At 59.2% G+C, this 17,259-nt stretch carries 4 protein-coding genes and 1 tRNA gene; 4 read left to right on the top strand and 1 reads right to left on the bottom strand.

Annotated features, from left to right (window positions below):
• Window positions 1-71: 71 nt before the first annotated feature.
• Window positions 72-13,559, top strand: coding sequence for a filamentous haemagglutinin family protein (locus WFM49_RS11945; protein WP_336973414.1), 13,488 nt, complete (start codon window positions 72-74; stop codon window positions 13,557-13,559).
• 22 nt (window positions 13,560-13,581) lie between these two features.
• Window positions 13,582-14,232 carry an RNA polymerase sigma factor gene (locus WFM49_RS11940; RefSeq protein WP_128831698.1) on the top strand — a complete coding sequence of 217 codons (651 nt, stop codon included), beginning with the start codon at window positions 13,582-13,584 and terminating at the stop codon, window positions 14,230-14,232.
• A 203-nt stretch (window positions 14,233-14,435) separates the two neighbouring features.
• Here the strand turns inward: WFM49_RS11940 and WFM49_RS11935 are convergent.
• Window positions 14,436-14,511, bottom strand: a tRNA-Phe gene (locus tag WFM49_RS11935).
• A gap of 295 nt (window positions 14,512-14,806) precedes the next feature.
• Between WFM49_RS11935 and hemA the strand changes: the two genes are divergently transcribed.
• Entirely contained in the window at window positions 14,807-16,081 is a 1,275-nt protein-coding gene (gene hemA, locus WFM49_RS11930; RefSeq protein ID WP_021447198.1) for a glutamyl-tRNA reductase, read from the top strand.
• 98 nt (window positions 16,082-16,179) lie between these two features.
• Window positions 16,180-17,259, top strand: a complete 1,080-nt coding sequence (gene prfA, locus WFM49_RS11925) for a peptide chain release factor 1 (protein ID WP_009464100.1) — start codon at window positions 16,180-16,182, stop codon at window positions 17,257-17,259.

The following is a 17,259-nucleotide window of genomic DNA, read 5'->3' as shown; positions in this document are numbered from 1 at the left end:
ACCCTGTCGACAGAGCTTCTCGCGACAAGACCCGAAATCGCCTGACGCCGGTGGCCCGAGCCATAGCGACCTTGCTGCTTACAGGGGGGGTAAGTGCGCAGGCTTATGCGCAAACCCAGCCCGTATCAGGCGCGTGGTTCGCGTCGCGGGGAGCGGTAGAGCGCAATGTCTCCGGCGCACAAGGTGGAATGGTTGATCCGGGCAATGGCCTTTTGAACTCGGCGGCACGCCAACATGCCGAAGCACGTCAGCAATTGGCCCGTTCGGTCGAGAACCTGGGTCGTACCGCCAGTGCGATTGCTGCTCAGCAAGCTGCACAAAAAGCCGCGCGCGAGGCTGCTGCCAAAGAAGCCGGTGTGCCAGACGGTTATGTGCAAGGCGGGGTGTGGGATCGTGATGCTGCAGGCAATCTGCACGTCTGGACCGGCGCAGAGCGTCCGGTGTACACACAAGACAATGGTCAGCACACCGTTGCCATCAAGCAGACCGAAAGCAAAGCCGTACTGAATTGGGAAAGCTTTAACGTGGGCCGCAACACCACGGTGCAGTTCCAGCAAAAAGCGTCCGATGCGGTGTTGAACCGTGTTGTGGGGGCAGAGACCGCCCCGAGCCAGATTCAAGGCGCCATCAAGGGTGATGGCACCGTGATGGTGGTGAACCAGAACGGGGTGGTGTTCAGTGGCACGTCTCAAGTGAACGTGCGCAATCTGGTGACAGCCGCCGCCAAGATCACGGACCAGCAATTCAAGGAAGGTTTGTATGGCAAGGATGCCAACACGGCGTCCTTCACTAATGCGCAAGGCAAGATCGAGATACACGCCGGTGCACGTATCGGCACACACGCATCCGAGACCGTGAACCAGGGCGGGGGCTATGTGCTCTTGCTGGGGCAGGAAGTGCACAATGCAGGCAGTATCTCGACCCCGGGCGGGCAGGCTGCCTTGGCCGCTGGCGAGAACTTCATCATCCGCAAGGGGATGGGGACAGAGGAAAACGTCAATTCCACCACCCGTGGCAACACGGTGGTAGCTCAGGCAGGGGCATCCGACAAGGCGGGCCTGGTTCGCAATACGGGCGTGATTCAAGCCGCAACGGGCGACATCACCTTGGCCGGGCGCACGATCAGCCAGGACGGCGTGCTGGTGGCCAGCACCTCGGTTCACAACCGAGGCACGATTCATCTGCAGAACAACAAGACGGATGCTCAATCCAGCGTGACCTTGGGCAAGGATAGCGTCACAGCCATTGTGCTGGACGAAAGCGCTGCTACCGCCCTGGATGTGCAACGCGAAGCTCTGATCAAGGAATCGGACAAGGAAGGCGACGGCCTGCGTCATCGCCGTGATCAGTCGCTGGTACAGATTGCCAGCGGTGGCGATGTGGTTTTCGACGCCGACAGCCTTACGCTGGCGACGGGTGGTCAGGTCTTTGTGGACGCGGCCAGGAACAGCGAGGTACGTCAGGACGCCGTGATTGATGTGTCCGGCCATGTGGGTGTTCGCGTGGCGATGGAAGCCAACAACCTGATGATCAACATTCAGGGTAATGAGCAACGCGATGCTCCGGTCAACCGCGAGGGCGACAATCTGCGCAGCAGCGATGTCTGGCTGGATCGCCGCAACCTGGTGTTTGTTCCTGCTGGCACCAATGGCTATGAAAAGGACCGTTGGTACACCGCGGGCGGGCTACTGGAAGTGGGTGGTTATCTGGGGGTCGCCAGCCACGGTATCGGCGAGTGGGCCGCCCAGGGCGGCACCGTGCAGTTCAGCGGTGCCAGCGTGGTGACGCGCCCCGGTTCCTTGGTCAACTTGTCGGGCGGCACGCTGGATGTACAAAGCGGTTATCTGCGTCAAAGCTGGCTGCGGGGTGTGGATGGCCGTCTATACACGGTCGATAGTGCACCGGGCGATTTGCTCTACACCGGCTTGTACAAGGGTTACGAGCAGACCAGTGCGCGCTGGGGTCAAACCCGCAGCTTCTATAACCCGATTCTGGCTCCTACCCAGCGTTACGAAGAAGGCTATACGGTAGGACGTGATGCGGGCCGCCTGGTTATTTCGACCAAGGCGGCGGACCTGCAAGGGCATATCGAATCCGAGGTTTACCAGGGCCCGCGCCAGATTCAGGCACCGGCTCCCAAGCTGGATGGCTATCAGCAGTCACAAACGGCTGTAGCGCGTCGGGCCGAGCTGATTCTGGGTGGCTGGACGCCGGTTTATGACAAGGACACGCAGAATCTGAGCTATAGCCCCAGTGCAGTGGTTGAGCAGATTGTGATTGGCAAGGCTCAGGCGCAAGAGGGGGGGGAGCAGTCCGACGCGACGTCCGGCCCTTCTCGCATCAGCCTGGATTCCGATTGGTTGACGCAAATGGGTCTGGGGGCTCTACGTGCCTATGCCAGCCAAAGTGTGGAAGTCAACGACGCGCTGGAGCTTGCTCTGGGTGGCGAGATCGCGCTGCATGCCAATCAGGTCGATGTGAAGGCTGACCTGACGGCGCGCGGTGGCCGTATTTTGCTGGGTGATATGGTGGATAAATGGACCAGCGCCAGTTTGGGCTGGCAATCCAGCAAGATTGCCGATGTGGCAGCCGGCGCTATTGCTGCCACACGAATTGACTCAGGTGTCACCCTGGATACCAGAGGCTTCTGGAGCAATCAGGAGATGGATAGCCGCGCGATGCGCTATCTGCCGTGGCGTAATGGTGGTGAAATCATTTTGCGCAGCAGCGGTGATGTGACTGTGGCCGAACACGCGCTGCTGGACGTCTCTTCGGCGGCGGCCTATATGGCCGATGGCTCGGTGCTAGGTGGCAAGGGTGGCAATATCACTCTGGCCGCTGATGCGTATATATCCGGCGTATCCGGCATAGGTGGACGACTGGTCTTCGAAGGTGAAATCCGTGGTCATGGTGTGGCTGGTGGTGGCACCTTGCGCTTGCAGACCGGGGAGACTGTCGTGTTGGGTGGCACGGTGCAGGGCAGTGATGGCGTCCTGCAGGCGGGTCAAAGCTCTCTGGCCGATTTGCTGACGACCGAGGCCTTTACCATTGCTGCTGGTGCGATTTTGCCGGTGGATTTCCACTACATGCGTACCCATGCCGCCGCTGGCGAGGTTATTGGCGGGGCGCCCAAGGTTGAGCAGGCCAATCAGTCCAGCTGGATTCATTTGACGACCCCCTGGACCTTGCCCAAGCCAAGCAACGAGAACTCCAGTTATTCGGTTTGGCTGTCCAATGGCCAGCAGTTGCGGGTAGACGGTTATAGCTGGAGCGTGGCGCCAACCTTGCCAGCGGGAACGGTGATCATGGAGATCATGAATCCCGCCGGCTTCCCGACCAACTATGTGGTGCCGGCAGATATCCTGCCTGATGGCATTGCCATTGCGCCATCCCCCGGTGTTTACAAGGCTGGCACGGTCGCTCATGCCGATTTGAGCTATAGCGCAGGCACCTTGCTGCGTGCCGGAACGCGCTTGACGCAGGATGTGGCCGTGGGGACCATGCTGCATCTGGACAGCAGCCTGTTCCAGAAAGGGTTTGCGAATTACGACGTGATAGGCGGTTACGGCGTGGCCGTGGCAGAAGGGGCCAATCTGGCGCTGAACATGCCCGTCATGCAGCTGGATCTGCCCGCTGCACGTCAACTGGCCAATGGTGGGGATCTGAGCCAGGTTGCCTCCCTGTGGTTGCCACCCGAGTTCAGCGAATCGCCCGAAAAAGGCTCGATCAGCCAGCGCGGCGGTGCCGATCTGAGCTTGACGGCAGGTTTTGAGTACAAGCAGCAAGATGTGGACCCCAGTGGCCCCACCCTGTCCGTGGGCAAGGCGGCGCATATTAGCGTAGATGATGGTCGCAACATTATCTTGCAAGGCAGCGGTCAGATTACGGTGGATGGCTCCTTGCGAGCCTCGGGTGGCAAGATCGGTATCTATGGCCTGAGTGCTGGTAGCGAGGACGTGCGCCACCTCAAAGGACACGACGGTTCAATCTGGTTGGGCAGCAATGCCGTGCTGGATGTGTCGGGCAAGGCCATGACGGCTGTCGATACCCAGGGTCAACGCTACGGCAAGGTGCTCAATGGTGGCCGTATCGAAATTGGTAGCAAGTACCAGCAGGCTGCGACGCAGGTCAAGGCTATCGACAGCTTTGTCATTGTGCGCGAAGGCGCGCGCCTGCTGGCATCCGGAGCCGCAGCGACTTTGGACATGCCTGGTCAGGGCGCGCAAACCATCGCTTCCAATGGCGGTGTCATTCATCTGGCCAGCTTCAACGGACTGTATCTGGATGGCGATATGCAGGCCTGGGCCGGTGGTGCCAATGCGGCAGGCGGAACCTTGTCGGCCGCCCTGGAGTCGCCGAACTATGAAATGTCAGGTGGGCCGAGTGATCGCGTGCTGGCACACCGTGAAATGACCTTGGTGCAAGAGCAGCAACTGGAGAATCTGCCGCTTGATCTGCAAGCTGGTCGTGCTGATGCGGGTTTGGTCTACGGCCATGCTCGTTTGGGTGTGGACCGCATTCAGGCGGGGGGCTTTGATAATCTGGCCCTGCTGTCCAACGGCATTTTGTCGATTGAAAACGGTGTGGATCTGCAGATGGGCCAAAGCCTGCATCTGGCCACCCCCAAGATTGCCTTGGCCCCTGGCTCTATGCCCGGTGCTACGGTCAAGCTGGCCGCGCCTCATGTCCGTTTGGCAGGGGCAACGCATCCCACCCGCGACAAGTATGTGACGCCGCTGATTCAGGCTCTGAACAGTAATGAAGGCCGATTGCCCGAGCTGCTGCCAGACTCCTATCTGCGTATCGACGCCAATGTGCTGGACATAGCCAACCAGATCGCCTTCGGTGCATTGGGCCGGTCCTTGCAAAGTGGCAAGGCCGAGGTATCGCGTGCCGGTTTTGATACGGTGGATCTGCGCGCGCAGCACGACCTTCGTTTCTTGAAGCATGCGGTCGGTGATCGTACACAGCTGCTGACCGAAGGGGATCTGGTGCTGGCGGCTGGCCGCATCTATCCGGGAACTGGCGTGACGGCGGAGGTGATTTCCGGCCGTTATATCCAGCGCGATCAGTGGAATAACCCGCTGACACAGTATGACCCGCAGCGCAGCTTGCGTATCGAGCGCATTGGCAGTGGCCCTGTCGCCCAGCCTTATTCTGCCTTGGGTGTCTTGCGCCTGATGTCGGGCAATATTGATCAGGGCGGTGTGTTGCTGGCTCCCTTGGGGCAGTTGGAGTTGGGTGTGGGTGTAGGTGGTGCCTCGCAAGCCCCAACCTCCATGGTGATGCGCCCTGGCAGCATTACCTCGGTCAGTGCCGCGGGTTTGATCATGCCCTACGGCGGGACGGTGGATGGGCTGACCTATAACTATGCAGGTAGCGATGCGCCTTATGTGGGCCTGGGCGGTCTGCTGGGTAATCTCAGCCTGAAAGCCACCAGCGTGGACGTGCAAGAAGGTGCCTTGCTGGATCTGTCGGGTGGTGGAGAACTGACAGGAGCAGGTTTCCTGCCTGGGCGGGGTGGTTCTACGGATGCCCGTCTGCACCCCCTGATTCAGAGCACCAATAACGGCTTCATGCTGCCCGAGCTTTCTGGCAACCCGGTCTATGCCGTCGTGCCAGGTGTACAGCAAGTGGTGGCGCCATTGGCGGCCGACAATGGTGCAGGCGATCCTATGGTGGGACGCCAGATTCATATCGGAGAGGGCGTGCCGGGCCTGGCCGCAGGTACGTATACCTTGCTGCCCTCTACCTACGCCTTGTTGCCTGGTGCTTACCGCGTTGAAATCAGTGGTTCGGGCAGTGCCAGTGCGGCTATGGGTGGCACCATTGCCATGCGTAATGGTTCCTACAATGTGGCCGCCCGTTTGGGGATCGCCAATACCCCTGTCATGGACGCCATGCCCTCGCGCGTGGTGCTGACCTCGGCAGACACCCTGCGCCAGTATTCCCAGTACAACGAAACGTCTTACTCGCAGTTTGGGCTGGACTGGGCCATGCGTGATAGCGTCCCGCGCCCTCAACTGGAGCGAGATGCCCGCCAACTGCAGCTGGAGGCGAACCGTTTGCAGGTGGCGTCCGGTGTTGCCAAGTTTGAACCGGCCCAGAATGGCCGTGGGGGCAATGTGGTGCTGACTGGTCAGCGCATTGAAGTGCTGGCTGATGGGGCAGCGCCGACCGCAGGCTTTGATGGTATGTCGGTAGAGTCCGGTGTGCTCAATCGCCTGGGGGCGGCAGGCATCAGTATCGGGGGTTCACCTACCTCCACGTTTGCCTTGCAAGGTTATGGTTCGACCCGCGATGCCTGGCGTGTCAGTCTGGGCAACACGCGCACAGATGAAATCTATATTCGCGGCGGCGCCGTGCTGGAAGCTGCGCAGGTATTTCTGGTGGTGGGTAATCGTGAAAAGGGCCTGACAGTTGAGCAGGGCGCCACGATCAACACCTTGGGCAAAGGCGCCGCGCCCTGGGACTCCAGCGAAGGCTATGTGTTGCAGCCCGGTCAGAAAGGGGTTCTGGCCTTGAGCAATGGCTGGCTGGATGTCACTGCACCCAGCAACGACGATAGTTGGGGCACGGTAGGGGCGGGCTTTCTGCATATAGGGACTTGTGCCGTCGGTAGCAGTTGTTCGGGTGAAACCCGCTTGTATTCTGAAGGCACGATTACTGCTGCCACCAATAAAACCTTTGAGCTGGATGAGTCGGTGCGCTATGGCACACGCAATCTGGTGCTGGCTATGGGTGGCATCAATGTGGGCGGAGCGCAGGCCCTGTCCGACGCGTCTGCTGCGGGTATCTTGCCCTCCGGTCTGACGCTGAATCAAAGTGTGCTGGAGCGCTTGCTGCGCGGCGATACCCAGATGGGGGCGCCAGCATTGGAGAACCTGGTGTTGACGGCGCGTGACTCCGTCAACTTCTATGGTGATGTCAATTTGAGCACGCTGGACCCGGTGACAGGCAAGTCGGCACTGGAGCGCCTGGTGTTAAGCGCAGCTGCCATTTATGGCTATGGTGACGCAAATAGTGAAGCACGTATCGAAACCGGAATTCTGGTCTGGAACGGAGCCACGACACCGGCGGGCAACATCGTGGAAGGCGGCGCGGGCACGGGGAATGGCCGTCTGGTATTTGATGCTCAGCAGATTGAGTTTGGTTACGGCCCGAAAAGCCAGCCCGATACCGTGGGTATGCACGACCGTCTGGCCTTGGGCTTTAGCAGCGTGAACCTGAATGCTTCCGAGCGCATCACAGCCAATCACAAGGGCAGCTTGTCCGTGTACCACAGTCGTGGTGCCTGGGATGCAGCCAGCAATGGCTGGACCTATCAGGGCGGCAATCTGAACATCAGCACCCCCTTGTTTACCGGACAGGCCGGTTCGGTCAACAACATCCGTGCAGGTGGCAACATTGCGGTGACTCGTCCGCAGGGGAGCAGCACGGTGCAGCCTGATCTGGCCACAGCGGTGCACGCCTTGGGAGCCGAGTTGAGCCTGGATGCTGCCAGGTCCCTGGTCTGGGACAGTGCGGCCTTGCTGCCTAGCGGCAAGCTGAAGCTGTCTGCTCAGGACGATGTGGTTCTGCAAGAGGGTGCGCAACTGGATCTGGCAGGGCGTCCGATCGGCTTCTTTGATGTGAACAAGTACAGCTGGGGTGGCGAGGTTGTGCTGGAGAGTCGCGGCGGCAATGTGATCCAAGCGGCGGAGTCCCTGATTGATGTATCGGCCCAGCACAATCGTGCAGGCAAACTGACGGCCCTGGCCTTGAACGGCTTGGTGGACTTGCGTGGCCGTATGTCGGGAGCTGGAACAGGGTATTACGATGCGGGCGGTACCTTGGTGCCTTTTGCCTCCGGCTTTATTGAGCTGCGTGGACAGCAGATTGCGGACTTTGCGGGACTTAACGCCCGTCTGAATGAAGGATCGGTGTGGGGTGGTCGCAGCTTCCAGCTGCGCCAGGGGGATCTGCTCATTGGCAACGAGCTTAAAGCGCGTGAAATCAATGTCTCCGTGGACAATGGCAGCCTGACGGTCAACGGCACCATTGATGCCAGCGGTGAGCAGGCGGGCAGCATTCGCCTGGCTGCCAAGCGAGGGGTGACCCTGACTGGCAGCGCCGTGCTGGATGCCAGTGCCAGTGTGCTGCGTCGGGACAGTTACGGCCAAGTGATTGAAGCACCTAACCGGGCCATCATTGAAATTGATTCGGGCCAGGGTCGTCTGGTTCTGGCCGATGGCATGCGCATGAATCTGAGTGTGGCTGGTTCCCATGCGAATTACGGCACTGTCGCTCTGAACGCACCGCGCCTGGGTGGCGCGACGGGCAACGATGTCGATATTGATGCACGCGGTGCACTCAACATTACCGGGGCGAGGTCGATTGCCGTCAATGCTTTCCAGCAATACGACGATGCGCAGCTTGGCCTCGATGAAACGGTAGATGGTCGCAGCTACCAGCGTATCGATCAGGACTACTTGCGTCAGAAGCATCTGGATAGTGAAACCTTCATCAACAAGGCTCTGGCGAATCAGGCCTTGATGCAAGGCAAGCTGGCCGGGCTGCGTGCTTATGGTGATCAATTCCACCTGCGCCCTGGTGTGGAGATTGTCAGCAATGCCGCCACGAATCCAGATGGTGATCTGCATGTAGATGGGGATATTGATCTGTCGGGCTACCGCTATGCCAGCGTAAATCCTCATGCTCAGAAAAGCTCGGTATATGGCTCGGGCGAGGCCGGGGCCCTGGTATTGCGCGCCGCTGGAGATCTGACGATTTTTGGCAGTTTGACGGATGGCTTCAATACCTCCGTGCTGGGTGTCACGGCTGATGATGGTGGCTGGGTTCTGCCCGCAGGTCGTATGCCTTTTGGCGGTGATCTCATCATCCCCCATGGCGGCATGGCCACGCTGGACGTGGGGACCCAGTTCGCGGCCGGTCGTACCGTTAACTATGACCTGCCCGTGGAGGGCATGAGCTTGCCACGCGGCACCGTAATCCCCAGCCTGATGAGTCTGGCGCAAGGCCTGTCCTTGCAGGCAGGAACGGTGCTGTCAGCGGCCGTGCTGGATGCGTCCGGGCAAGTGGTTTATGCCGCTGGCACGGTCTTGAAAGAGGCAGTGACACTACAAGCCAATATGCAGTTGGCCGCGGGCTTCCGTTTGCCGGAGGATGCGCAAATGGCGGCTACTCTGTGGCCCAAAGGCGTGCCCTTGCCGGTGCTTATGAAATTGAACCAGCAGGTCGCCTTGAAGAAAGGGGCGTTGGTGCCTTCCGAGACGGACGTGGTATTGCCGGGCGGGGCCGTGATGGTCGATCTTCGTCCTCGAGATGGGGATGACGCGCAAGGTCGCATGCTGGCTCTGGCCCCCATGTTGGCCGCTGGCTCGCAGTCCTGGGATTTGCGTCTGGTTGCCGGGGCGGATACCTCGGCAGCGGATAATCGCTTGACGTTGATTGATACCGAGCGTCGCTTGATGCTGGCGGATACGCACTTTGGCCTTGGCGTGAAATCAACCGAAATTCCAGGAACGGGTAAACCAGCGGTGTATGGCTGGGGAGAGGTCAGCCGCTTTGAAGAGCTGATTGAGTTGCTGGCGGGGGGCTATTGGTTGAGCTTTGTGCCTGTCTCTGGTGAGCAGGTGACACAGGCGCAGATCGAAGAGCTGCAAGCGTACGGCATTATCGGCACCGATATCACTGAACTGAATATTTTTGGCATGGGCGATATGGCCGCCGAGCTCTCGCCCGCTACACCGCCCGAGATGCAAGACGTGAAACAGCCCGCCCGTGAACAACTGTTCAGTGTCCTGCGTACGGGCGTGGGTGATCTGGATCTGGTGTCTGGTGGCGACATCGAGATGAACTCGCTGTATGGGGTCTACACCGCAGGCACGCCGTCGGCATCGATGGGGGCGGCCTATAACCAGGCGCGTGGCAAGTTGTTCGATGGCACGATCTTGCGCGCGGAAGGCAAGCGTTTCGAGTCGCTGGTCGACGGTGGTGCGGACAGCCTGTATCAGGCCTGGTATCCCGAAAAGGGCGGCAATGTGTTGCTGCGTGCTCAAGGCAGTGTGAAGGGGGATCTGGTCGGCAATAACGACGGCAAGAATGATCAGAGCTACACCTTCTACAACACGCGTCAGCAGATTGCTTCTACGGCAGTGGGTAACTGGTTGTGGCGCCAGGGAACGGGTAGTGCAGTGTCAGCCTCGGAAGGGACTCCCAGTGCCTGGTGGGTCAACTTCGGGACATATGTGGCGGGTACCGCAAATGGCGGGTATAGCGAGTACGACACCTGGTTGTTTGCCAACGATCCTTTCCTGGCCGGCTTTACCGGTGTGGGTACTTTGGGTGGTGGCAACTTGACCGTGGAGGCCGGGGCGGATGCCGGCATGTTGAACCAGCGCGGTATTCGCAGCAGCTGGAATCAGCAGACGCATACGCCGCGCAGCCAGGGCTTGCATCTGGTGGTGGGCAGCACAGGCCGAATCACCTCGGGGGGCGAACTGGTACAGACAGGTGGCGGGGACCTGGTCCTGCGCCTGGGTGGCACACTGAACCCGAACCCCGATGTGCGCTTGAACGAGCATGACCTGAACAGCACTTTGGTGAATTTGCGAGGAGCGATTGCTCTGGATGCCGGCGCGGTTGGTGGGGTAAAGCTGGGCTTTGGTGGAACAGATCAAATGGATACGCGTCCTGGCAATATTTATGCCAGCGGCGGAGGGACCGCAACAGGTGGTCCGATTCTGGTCTTGGGTGACTCCGCAGTACGCATGCAAACGCGGGGCGATCTGGTGCTGGGCAGTACGGTAGACCCAGGGCGTACCTTGTCCTTAAGCTCAACGCCTTTCTCCGTAGATGGCCAGCACTATGACGGCAATGGTTGGTCCTGGTTCTCCTTGTGGACACCGGCGACGGCGATTGATTTGTTGAGTGTGGGGGGCAACCTGACGCCCACCACGTCCTGGGATGAGCGCAATGCGTATGAGGATACGCGTTGGGGCGACCCAGGCCGCAACCAGTCCCATAACGCAGATGGTCATTTCTATCCTTCTATCCTGCGTGCGGCGGCCGCTAACGGCAATATTCAGTATGGAGCCAGTGCCAGCGATGCCACTGTACCCAGCAATTCAATATTGCGTTATGGCTTTGGTACGGTACTGGCCCCTTCGCCAATGGGCGAGCAGTTTGTCAACGCAACAGGGCGTGGTGAACTGCAGTTCCTGGCGGGGGGCTCCATTCAGGCGGCCGGCTACGTTTTCTCGGCCTCGGCGGCAGACGCAGCGGCCATGTCCAGCCCCTTCCGTCCTGCCTTTGTAGGCTTGCTATCGCAGACAGGGGGCGGCGAGTACGGCTATAACCCCCGCATAATTCATAACGTGGATGGCGAGGCCGTCAAGCTCAACGACTGGTTCACCGTCAGCAGCAAGGCGATCACTTCGCTGTACGGAGGCCGTCAAAATACAGGTTCCTTGTTTGTGTTTGGTACGCCGGTCAATATCGGTACTGCCGCAGCTCAACGTCAGCCCGCTCGTTACTACGCCGTCAACGGCGACATTGTTGGCTTGCGCGTCGGTCAGGAAGTGTTGTTGGGATACCCACCGGGCTCGCAGGGCTCACGTATGGAAGGCTCGGTTCCTGTGGCGATTCGGGCCGGGCGTGACATTACCGACTCGGGCACACGCCTGGGGCAGAAAGATGCCGTGGCAGGGGCCAAGAGTGCCACTGCGACGACACGCGGTAATTTGATTACCCATGCCTGGGCAGACGATATTTCCATTGTTGAAGCGGGTCGGGACGTGCGTAACAGCAGCTTCTACATCTTGGGGCCAGGTTTGCTGGACGTGTCGGCTGGGCGTCATGTGTATCTGGCTGACAAGGGCGAGATCAAGAGTCTGGGGCCCTTGAGCAGTGCCTTGTCCGATAGTCGTGGTGGCGGCGCCAGTATTTCGGTCTCGGCCGGAATGGGCGAAGGAGCGCATTGGAACGACTTTGCGGCGCGCTATCTGAACCCCGAGAATCAGGCTGATCTGGAGCTGCCGTTTGCAGATCAACAGGGCAAGGCGCTGTACATCTATAGCGGTGGCCTGACGCTGGGGCAATGGCTGCAACGCGAGTTTGGCTACACAGGCGATGAAGCCGGCGCACAAGCCTTCCTGCAGGAGAAGCAGGGAGAGCTGGACCAAGTACGCGATCAGGCCAGGGCTGAAGGCCGCAATGCCTCCAGTCGTCCCTTGGCGCGAGAGTACAAGCTGGAGAGCCAGCTGCACCTGGTCAATTGGTTGAGCACCCGCTTTGGCGACAAGAACGGCCTGGGCCTGCATTTTGATGCGGCCAGTATGGACGCCCGCAGCTTCTTCGAGGCCTTGCCGCCCGAGCAGCAACGCAGCTATCTGCGTAATGTGTACTACGCAGAGCTGAAGGCATCGGGCCGTGAGTACAACGATAGTGACAGCAAGCGCGCAGGCAGCTATTTGCGTGGTCGTGAAGCGATTGCCACCTTGTTCCCCGAACAGGATGCTCAAGGCAAGGCCTTGAGCTACACGGGTGATTTGACGATGTACAGCAGTGCGCTGTATTACGACGCGGATTACGTTAACAACACGACGGGCAAGAGTCGACCCACTCCCAAGCTGGATTACATCACCAAGGCCGAGTGGGAGGCCTTGGGCAGTCCGGGTTACAACGTGTCGTTCTACGACGTGCTGGATGCGGGTATTCACACCAACTTTGGTGGTGACATCAGCATCCTGACTCCCGGCGGGCGTGCCCTGGTGGGGATTGATGGTGGCTTTAACCCTGGTCCGGGATCGGGTGTGATCACGCAAGGGGAAGGGGACATCAACTTCTTCTCGCAAAGCGACATTCTGATGGGACAGAGCCGGGTCTTTACGACCTTTGGCGGCAATATTCTGGCCTGGTCGGCAGCAGGGGACATTAACGCGGGTCGGGGTAGCAAGACCACGGTGGTCTACACGCCGCAACGTCGTGTTTACGATCTGTTTGGCAATGTGGCCTTGTCACCATCAACGCCTAATACCGGTGCAGGTATCGCTACCTTGAACCCGGTTCCCGAGGTCCCGCCAGGTTATATCGATCTGATTGCGCCATTGGGAACGGTGGACGCGGGCGAGGCAGGGATTCGCGTGTCGGGCGACATCAATATCGCCGCCTTGCGTGTGGTCAATGCAGACAATATTCAGGTACAGGGCGAGTCCAAGGGAATTCCGGTGGTGGCGACCGTCAACACAGGCGCCTTGAGTAACGCCAGCGCGACAGCATCGTCGGCCGCATCGGCGGCGCAGGATACGGTCAACCGCGCTCGTGCACAGGCTCGTCAGAATCTGCCTTCGGTCATTACTGTGCAGATTCTGGGATTTGGGGATGCAGGGCAGTCAGGGGGCGGGGCCACATCATCAGGAGCAGGCCCAGCGACTTCCAGGATAGATGCCTCTGCGTATCGCCAAGACAGTACGGTGCAGGTCCTGGGACTGGGCGCCAATCCGCAATCCGCTCTGGATCGGTTGACGCCCGAGGAGCGGCGGCGGATGACACTGTAGCTTGAGCCTGGGAGATCTGATCATGCTGTCCACTTGCCTGCCCTTGCCTACACGCAAGCGTAATGAAGAGTGTGTGACGCCGCAGTATTCACTGTGCTTGTATCTGAAGGTGCACTACGAAGAGCTGCTGCGTCAATTGACCATCCGCCTGCGCTGCCGCGACCGCGCAGCGGATGCCTTGCACGACACCTGGCTGCGTCTGCATGGCAGCCGGGAGATCGGGCCGGTCGCCAACCCCCGCCTGTATTTACTGCGTATGGCCAGCAATCTGGCGATCGATGAATGGCGAGCCGAGTCCGGCAGAGGGACGCTGGTGCCCCTGGAGGAACTGGAAGAGCATCAGCAGATTTCCCCCATGCCGGGGCCAGAGTCCAGCCTGATCGGCCGATCTTTGCTGTCCGTCCTGATCTACGCCATCGAGCTGCTGCCCCGCCAACGTCGCGCCATCTTTCTGGCGGCCCGGCTGGAAGAACAGAGCCTGAGTGTGGTGGCCGAACGCTTCGGCGTCACCACCAGCAAGGCACGCAACGAGCTGCGCCGGGCAGAGGCGCATTGCGAACAGGCCTTGCTTGGAAACTGGACAGAACTGCGGCAGGGGCGCAATTCCTGTCTGAAACCACCACCGACCATGACGGCCGGGTTTGGCTGGATGGCGGAGCCGGTGGGGTTTTGAGGGCGACGGGGGGCTGGAACAGCAAGTATCGAGATTATCGATACTTCCGTTATATCGAGAATCTCGATATTGGCCCAGCAAAGAGGTGTTCGCTTGAGCCATGCGCATATGGGTAATCCAGTTGCTCTGGCTGTTTGATGCGCATCTGGCAAGTAGAAAAACAAAAAGCCCAGTCGTTTGACTGGGCTTTTTGCTTGAATTCCTGGTGGCCTGGGGCGGAATCGAACCACCGACACAAGGATTTTCAATCCTCTGCTCTACCGACTGAGCTACCAGGCCAACGTGTACTGCTCGGTAAAAATAGAACTATACCACGTTTTTTAATTTGTGCGCATAGTACAACAAAAAATTTATGCATCTTTTCGACTTCAAATTTGCCGTACCCCTAGGGGGAGGCCCTTTTCAGCGAAAAGAGGGCTGCATAAAGGAGTGCAATTGTAATCACAAAAGGGCAATTCAAGTAACATTTTTGGCAAAATTGCGGCTTGCGGCGTAAAATCACTTAAATTTCATGCGTTTTGCCTTTGCAAAATTGCCAGTCTTGGTCTTTTCAGGGCTATAGCCTGTACTGCTCATGTCTGTAGATGTTCTAACCTTCGGTCTGAATCATGTGTCCGCGCCCGTTGCCGTGCGCGAGCGCGTTGCGTTTCCGATCGATGTGTTAAAGCCTGCGCTTGATACCTTGCGTGCCACGTTCGGCACCGGTGTCCGTGAAGCAGCCATTCTGTCTACCTGTAATCGTACCGAGATCTACTGTGCGGCCGAGCCCCATGTGGCTGAGCGTCTGCCCGAATGGATGGCAGACTTCAACAGTCTGCGCTCTGCCGAGCTGACCCCCCATCTGTACCGCTACAACCAGAACGAGGCCGTGCGCCATGCGTTCCGTGTTGCCAGCGGTCTGGACTCCATGGTCTTGGGTGAGCCCCAGATTCTGGGTCAGATGAAAGATGCCGTGCGTGCCGCCAACGAGGCCGGCTCGCTGGGCACCTTGTTGCATCAATTGTTCCAGCGCACCTTCTCGGTGGCCAAGGAAGTCCGTACGCAAACCGCTATTGGCGCCCATTCGGTGTCCATGGCTGCCGCGGCTGTCCGTTTGGCCGAGCGTGTGTTTGGTGACCTGAGCCAGGCCAAAGTGCTGTTTATTGGTGCTGGGGAAATGATCGAGCTGTGTGCCACGCACTTTGCGGCAGTGAACCCCTGTAGCATCGTGGTCGCCAACCGTACTCAGGAACGGGCTGAAAGCCTGGCCTCGCGCTTCATGGCCAGCACCATGAAGCTGGCTGATGTGCCTGATCGTCTGGCAGATTTTGACGTGGTGGTGTCCTGTACGGCCAGTACCTTGCCCATTCTGGGTCTGGGTATGGTGGAACGAGCTGTGCGTTCGCGTCGTCACCGCCCTGTGGTCATGGTTGATCTGGCCGTGCCACGCGATATTGAAACCGAAGTAGGTCGCCTGGACGACGTGTACCTGTATACCGTCGATGATCTGGGCCGCTTTGTACAACGGGGTGCCGATGCCCGTCAGGCCGCTGTGGTGCAGGCTGAAGCCATTATTGACACCCAGGTGCAGCATTACATGCACTGGCTGAGTACCCGTGCGATTGTGCCGGCCATTCTGGATGTGCAGCAGTCGGTCGAAAAAGTACGTCAACACGAGCTGGAGCGCGCGCGCCGCATGTTGGCCCGTGGCGATGATCCAGCAGAAGTCATTGAAATGCTGGCGCATGGCCTGACTCAAAAGTACATGCACGGCCCGATGGCTGAATTGACGCGCAGTGAGGGTTCCGAGCGCGAGCAATTGTTGAATCTGCTGCCTCGTCTGTTGCCCTCGACCACCCGTCGACGTTAGCGTTTGGGCTGTTGTCTGTTCACCGACTCTCCTGCGGTGCAGCCCGATAGCTTTGAACTGCGCCCAGACCCTCTGATTTTCCCTTTAGGCTGTTCCCTATGAAAGACTCTATGCGCAGTCGGCTTGAGCAATTGGCTCGCCGTCTGCATGAAGTTGATGCCATGCTTGCCGAGCCTGAAATTGCCAGCAATATGGACGAGTTTCGCAAACTGTCGCGCGAGCGTTCCGAGCTGGACCCTGTTGTAGCAGCCTTCAAAAGCTATGAGGCTGCCGAAGGGGATCTGCAAGCGGCCCAGGACATGATGTCCGACCCTGAATTGAAGGAAATGGGCGAAGAAGAATACAAGTTGGGCAAGGAACGTATCGCTCAACTGGAGGATGAACTGCAAATCCTGCTCCTGCCGCGCGACCCGGACGACACCCGTAACGTGTTCATTGAAATCCGCGCCGGTGCCGGTGGGGACGAAAGCGCTTTGTTTGCCGGGGATTTGCTGCGCATGTACATGCGCTATGCTGAAAACTGCGGCTGGCGTACGGAGATCATGTCTGCCAGCGATTCGGAAGTGGGTGGTTACAAGGAAGTGATCGTTCGAATTGAAGGCCAGGATGTGTACGGGCGTCTGAAGTTCGAGTCCGGTGCGCACCGTGTGCAGCGTGTGCCTGAGACTGAAGCCCAGGGTCGCATCCATACCTCTACGTGTACCGTGGCCGTGTTGCCCGAAGCCGAAGGCCTGGCTGAAATCACCATCAATCCTGCTGATTTGCGTGTGGACACCTTCCGCGCCAGTGGTGCCGGGGGTCAGCACGTGAACAAGACGGACTCTGCCGTTCGTCTGACTCACTTGCCTACAGGTTTGGTGGTGGAGTGTCAGGACGACCGTTCCCAGCACCGTAACCGCGAAAAGGCCTTGCAGGTGCTGGCCGCTCGTCTGAAAGACAAGCAGCAGCGTGAGCAATCTGACAAAGAAGCCGCCGAGCGTAAAAGCCTGGTCGGTACGGGAGACCGCTCCGAGCGCATCCGTACCTACAACTTCCCGCAAGGCCGCATGACGGATCACCGTATCAATCTGACCTTGTACAAGCTGGGCTACATCATGGACGGCGATCTGGACGAGTTGATCAAGGCCTTGCTGTCCGAGCATCAGGCCGGTTTGCTGGCTGATCTGGCGCAGGCGTGA

Source organism: Alcaligenes sp. PF14 (assembly GCF_037150615.1).
In the GTDB taxonomy this organism is placed as follows: domain Bacteria; phylum Pseudomonadota; class Gammaproteobacteria; order Burkholderiales; family Burkholderiaceae_B; genus Alcaligenes; species Alcaligenes phenolicus.
The sequence above is the reverse complement of the archived record's forward strand: the minus strand, read 5'-3'. Positions and strand labels throughout refer to the sequence as shown.